Source organism: Tenacibaculum sp., assembly GCF_048269885.1.
In the GTDB taxonomy this organism is placed as follows: Bacteria; Bacteroidota; Bacteroidia; order Flavobacteriales; family Flavobacteriaceae; genus Polaribacter.
Genome location: NZ_JBLWTZ010000057.1, coordinates 1 through 5,130 on the forward strand (window position 1 = coordinate 1; position 5,130 = coordinate 5,130).

Below are 5,130 nucleotides of genomic sequence, written 5' to 3' on the forward strand. Positions count from 1 at the left end.
CGACTTAATTCGTCATAGGCATAACTGACAACACTAGAACCTCGAGTTACGCTTTTATCACGCCCTATGCCATCATGATTAAATTCCAGTGTAGATTCACCTGGCACGGTTGTTTTCGTTTTCTTATTTATCGCATCGTAATAGTGTGTAAGTATTTTACCGTCCCGTTTGCGCCATGTTTTTAAATTACTATTTGCATCATAGCTATTTTGCTCATAGGTATTATCTTCAAATGTCGTACGCTCTAACCGGTCAAAACCATCATACGTATAATAAGTAACATTTCCTTCACCATCTTTACGTGTGTAGATTTCACCATTTGCTGTATACGCAATCTCAATATCGATACCAGCATCTGGTGTGTTATACCCTGAGATGACTTTTGTTGAACGAGAGAGTCTGTCGTAATAGTTACGTGTAATACGGTCTGGGCCATCGACACCTTCTGATGCAAGTGAACAAGCAGAGCTTGGGAGGCTATTGAATGTAGAGGCGTTCATACGTATAGCAGTACACATTAATCTATTTCGTGTGTCGTAAGTAAACTGTGTAACGGCTTCTTTTTTTGATGGCGAGCTAATTTCTTTTTTAGTGGCTAAATTTCTCGTGTTATAAGCAACTGTTTCGGTATTATAAACACTCAACGAAGTGCTTGTAGGCGATGTCAGCGTACCAGTTTCGATGATGCGAACTTGGTCATCTTGGTTACGATACGTGAAACGCTGCGCGACACGATACCCTCGCTGATTTTTTGCACCAATTTCCCAAGTTTTTCTACCTGCATTGTCATATCGATAATAAATTGCATCATCAGAACCTGCCAGTGGTCCATCTTCAACCGTTACTCTACCAGCATTGTCATAGGTATAGGTTGTTACTTGTTTTAATACCCCTACACCATTGGTTTTAGTCACTGTTTTAGGTAGGTTTGTATTCCCCCAGTATGTGTAGCTTGTAACTTGTTTATCTGCTAAAGAACAATTACTTTGAGTACAAACACTGGTACTCTTTAATCGTGTAAAACCGTTAATTTCTTGCCACGTATTAGTAGTCAAACGGCGGTTATTGTTTTTATCCGCTGGCTCAAGTTTAGTGAGCATTCCACCATGACTTGCGAATGTATAATTAGTGGTATTGCCATTCGGATCTGTAATTGAGGTAGGTCTAAAGCATCGTAAATCTGTGTACTCTGTAATATCACAATCACCAGCATTATATGTGGCAGTCGTTACAATATCTGATTCAGATGAACTTGATTTTGCTTCCATTCTTTTTTCAGTGATATTACCTATCACATCATAAGTGTAGCGTTCGCTATTCCCTTCAGGGTAAATAACACGACTCAATCGATAATTTACATCATACCCATACTGCGTTGTTTGATTCAGTGCGTTAACCTCACTGGTAATCATCATTCTTCTATCAGTCGGTTTGCCAGACATAGATAAGTTAATTGTTCTTGAATAGCTTTCTGGGCCCGTTATAACCACTTTAGAAAACTCTTTATCAGGCCTTACACCGCCTCCTGTTGGAGGTGTATAAGCATAGTTATAAGTTTGGCCATCTTTAATGACTTTAGAAACAAAGTAATTTTGTGTGCCGCTGCCATAAGGCTGAGTCGTTGTCGAAACACTAACTGAATTATGCGAATCTGTTGGTAATTTTAAGGCGAACTCTCTCACTTCTTCTGTACCACCAAAAACATTACTATAGCTACCGTAATTCCAGGTTCGACCATTCGCATCTGTGACTGTAGATTCTGTGAATGTATGCTGAGCAATTGCGACAGAAGGCGAACTTGCCTTAACAATTTTTGCAGACGTGAGTTGATACCAAGGGTTATTTACTTGGCCGAAATAATCTAGTGAGTTGGACTTATAAGTAAACTTAAGCTGGTAACCTAAATTTGAATCAATACTCAATAATCGATGAAAAGTTATATAAGGGTTTATATTTGGATCTGTAAATTTTTCATAATCATAAGTGTGTACCTCACCATCGGGATAAAAAACTTTTGTTGCATACCAAGTACCGTCAACCGATTTAGTTGACGATGAAGGGCTATTAACATAAGACAAATTGGATGTGTATTGAACTTTTACACCACTTTTGCCTTGTATATATGTGAACGTACTAGACTTCTGTGTGCTATAAATCCCACCTATTAATGCTGAGCCATTATTAACAACGGGAACACACTCTGATTGGCAAGTGAAGTTATCAGATTGACTACCGCCATAAGATAGAGAAGCGGAGATTCTTCCCCCATTCGGTAATTCAGAAACCCAATGAATAACATTTATCTTAGACTCAAGCTTTGGCATGCTTTCAAATGTCAAATTAGGCGCAGCAGGAATGCTCAAAACAGGCAGTTTTACTTGATATAAACCTGTATTTAAGTTTACCGAGTTTATATCCGTAATCGATACAGGCGGTTTAATTGTTGGAATAGTTTCTTCGGCATTGACTAAACTTGGCTGGCTTACACTTAATAATGCAAGACCCAGAATCGTTTTTATTTTCATTTTTCTCATCCTTGATCTAATTTAAGCCACCTGGGCCACCTGAAGTTGTAATCCTGACTATTTTAGTCACACTCGCAGAGTCGCTAGAGCTATAACAAGTGATATTAATTGGGGTGTTTTCGTAAATTCTTAAGCTTACTGACCCCGAAATTGGTTGAGTTGGAAAATAGCTCGTATCCCCAGAAACCGTTACTTTGCAATAAGAAGTATTCTGCGAAGTCCACGATACAGTAAATAATGAACCAGATGACACTGAACTAGGAATTGATGATGAAGTAATCACTGGTTCTGGGGGCGGAGGTGGAGGCGTATTTGCATTTGCAGAAGACGTTCTGTTACCAGCATCGTCATAACTATAGGTAACGAGTTTGGTATCGCTTTCTTTTACTAGTTTTAAGCGCCCCCTCGCATCGTATTCAAAACTAACTGTTGAAGCTAGTGCATCATTTATTGTAATTGTTCCGAGCGCAACAAATAGCAGCGCCGTTGAACATCCTTGTATTTTTAGCATATATTCACCTAATCATTTGAAAGTAGTGAAACAAAAAGTAATTCCATCTACTTTTATTTAAATTAACTGAATTATTGTACCGGATAAAGAAAAGTTTAGAATACGAAAAAGCAATTAATTATTAACACCCACAAAACATATTAGCTATTTTTTAACCAGGAAGTTTTGTTGCGGATGCTAAAATTAAAAAGTTAGTAGGCACCTGATAATTATTAGAAAGTTCCCCCACTAAAGTAGTTTCTAATGGTTTTTATGCTAGCCGAAGAAAAGTGAATGAGATTAAGGTATAATTCGATTTTAGAGTAAAAAACCCCAGTTGTTATTTGAAGTATAAGTTGACATAACCAAGCTCGGTTTTATTGGTCCAAAGCGACAAAAGTGAAGTGTAAGATGACATAATATTGAAATTTAAGATGACATAAAATTCCCAAAGAAAACTTTTTCTACGAAGTTCAAGGCAAGATTCTAAAAAATGGAATGGAAATATATGCTGCTAGCAAAGCGTAGAAAAAACGTAATGGACTAAGTTAATCTAGGGTCTATAAGCTCACTTCTAGCTTATATTAAAAAATATCACCTCACTTTGCTACGCAACCCTATTACTCACTAAAACCTTCCCGCATCAAAATGGTATCTAAATGTCTACTTTGAGGCAAAACCGAACTTTCTCCCCAGCTCTTTTTTGGACAAAAACATGTTAGAGTATTAAAACAATAATTCTCCATATGATGCTATTCGTGAGCCAAATACCTTTTAGCCTAATGCAGTAACTTAAAAGATTTAGTAATTGGGGACAAAAAAGCTAACATAAATGTTAGCTTTTTCAAACTTGAATTTAGCTGCCCTAATTATAAGAACAGGTAGGGCAAGGCTTAGAAATAACACTCGATCTCCAAGCACCCGAAAACTTATTGTATCTCCACACTTCGGTAGAAACTTTATCATTTGTTGACTTCTTGACAAACTCAACTTGGAAATCAGTGTACTGACCTAGCCCGCATTAACTGCACCTTGATAAACACTGAAACTCAATGCAATACTTCCTCCCGAAGTTGTTCCACCACTACATGCTACTTCTCAGAAAATTGTTATTGTTTCCATATCTTCATCTGTGTCGAAAGTAGTAATACCTCCACTGAAAAGATCTGAATCAAAAACGACAGCCATATGAGCAATGAATGGGTCTAACTTTGATACTGGTATACCAAAATAGTTCGCAAATTTTGTTTTTTGCTCATTCATCGCTTTATTCAACTCTTGTTCTGAATAATTCTCCGGCGAAATAAATTCAGGAACCTCAGAAATTAGTTGCATATCAGGAGTAGATGAACCTGAATTTAATCTCATGAATTGATCCGTGGCGTATTTATAGGCTTCTTCAGATAACCCCAAAGTTTTGCTGTTATTAGCTATATTATTTTTTATTAGTGATACTGGATTAGTGGGTTCAATTGTTGTTTTCGCATTAACACTGAAAGTGCAAACAATAAATATTATTATAGAAGCTAGCTTATAAAAATTTGTCATAATAATGTCCTTAATAAATTGACAAAATGTTCATTACTGAACAAAAATCAAGCTATAGTAACATTTGTTAATTGTCAACAAAATCAAGTAGGGTCAGGTTTTTCATTTTGCACATAGCCGATAACTTAATCAACATTAGCTCTATGATACGCTTCGCAAAAGTGCCGTTTTCAATTATAGCGGTATAGTGGTTTTGATAACCCTAGATAGCTTGTTTCTTATTTATGCCGCATCAAAGAGTTAATAAACAGCTCTACATAAGGTGAATTAGGGGGATTTTTATACTCATCGAAAGCAGATTCAACTAAACAGCTAGATTTATTTTTTGTTTATAACTTACTGGAGGATTTAACAGGCGGTGTTTTATTTTTTCTGTACATGTGAATGAGTTATTTAGTACTTAGTTAAGTACTACTTAGTACTACTTAGTTAAGTACAAAGCCATGTCACTTTACACTTTCAATTTATGTCATTTTTTACTTCAAACGACACCCAAGAAGAATTTGGGTGGCAGTCTTACCAGCCACATCTCGGCACACACGTCACACGCTGTGGCTGCTCCCTTCC

Annotated in this window: 3 protein-coding genes; all 3 read right to left on the reverse strand. The window is 36.8% G+C overall.

Features of this window, described 5'->3' with window-relative positions:
- Positions 1-1,682 (reverse strand): hypothetical protein (locus tag ACN0WY_RS17455; RefSeq protein WP_417801209.1); only part of this gene is annotated, 1,682 nt, incomplete at its 3' end.
- An 859-nt stretch (positions 1,683-2,541) separates the two neighbouring features.
- On the reverse strand, positions 2,542-3,036 hold the full coding sequence (locus ACN0WY_RS17460) for an RHS repeat domain-containing protein (RefSeq protein ID WP_417801210.1): 495 nt from the start codon (positions 3,034-3,036) through the stop codon (positions 2,542-2,544).
- Positions 3,037-4,113: 1,077 nt separating this feature from the next.
- Positions 4,114-4,383, reverse strand: a complete 270-nt coding sequence (locus ACN0WY_RS17465) for a hypothetical protein (protein ID WP_417801211.1) — start codon at positions 4,381-4,383, stop codon at positions 4,114-4,116.
- Positions 4,384-5,130: the final 747 nt, after the last annotated feature.

What these genes read in the sequence shown, in the direction of transcription:
- ACN0WY_RS17460 (WP_417801210.1), bottom strand. Translation starts at nt 3,036, where the DNA reads ATGCTAAAAATACAAGGATGTTCAACGGCGCTGCTATTTGTTGCGCTC.
- ACN0WY_RS17465 (WP_417801211.1), bottom strand. Translation starts at nt 4,383, where the DNA reads ATGAGATTAAATTCAGGTTCATCTACTCCTGATATGCAACTAATTTCT.